Below are 813 nucleotides of genomic sequence, written 5' to 3' on the forward strand. Positions count from 1 at the left end.
AAGGCCACCGCGATTCTCACCATCCTAACTGTGGCCGTTTCCGTGATCTTGCTCCTTGGTGTAGAGCGCGTGCGTACCGAAGCAAAAAGCAGCTTCGCCAATACCATTTCAGGCACCGACCTGATTGTTGGTGGTCGTTCTGGCCAAGTAAACCTGCTGCTCTATTCAGTATTTCGAATCGGCAATGCGACCAACAATATCGACTGGAAGAGTTATGAAGAATTCAGCCAGCACAAAGCGGTAAAATGGGCGATCCCAATCTCACTCGGTGACTCACACAAAGGCTTCCGTGTGATGGGAACCAACCACAGTTATTTTGAGCACTATCGCTATGGAAGTAAGCAACCACTAACCCTACAGCAAGGGCGTGAGTTTGATGAGCTGTTTGATGTGGTGATCGGTGCAGATGTGGCAAAACAACTCGACTACAAGATTGGTGATCAAATCATCCTAGCGCACGGTATTAGTGATGTGGCGTTCAGCCGTCACGATAACCTGCCATTCACTATCGTCGGTATCATTGCACCAACTGGAACCCCAGTGGATAAAACCGTACACGTCTCACTGGAAGCAATCGAAGCCATTCATGTCGGTTGGGAGTCAGGCGCTAACCTCGGCCATACCCCAGATGCCGATACCCTAAGAACTTACGATTTTCAGCCTCAGCAGATCACGGCGATGATGCTAGGACTGAACTCGAAAATCCAAACCTTCGCTCTGCAGCGTGAAATCAATACCTACCGCAAAGAACCATTGAGTGCGATCATGCCAGGCATCGCGCTGCATGAATTGTGGGGAATGATGGCAGTGGCA

General features: G+C 49.9%; 1 protein-coding gene. It reads left to right on the plus strand.

Annotated elements, in window-relative coordinates; genetic code table 11:
• A partial coding sequence (locus tag KIV40_RS34400) for an ABC transporter permease (protein ID WP_285353931.1) occupies positions 1–813 on the plus strand: 813 nt, incomplete at both ends.

Source organism: Vibrio sp. D173a (genome assembly GCF_030248475.1).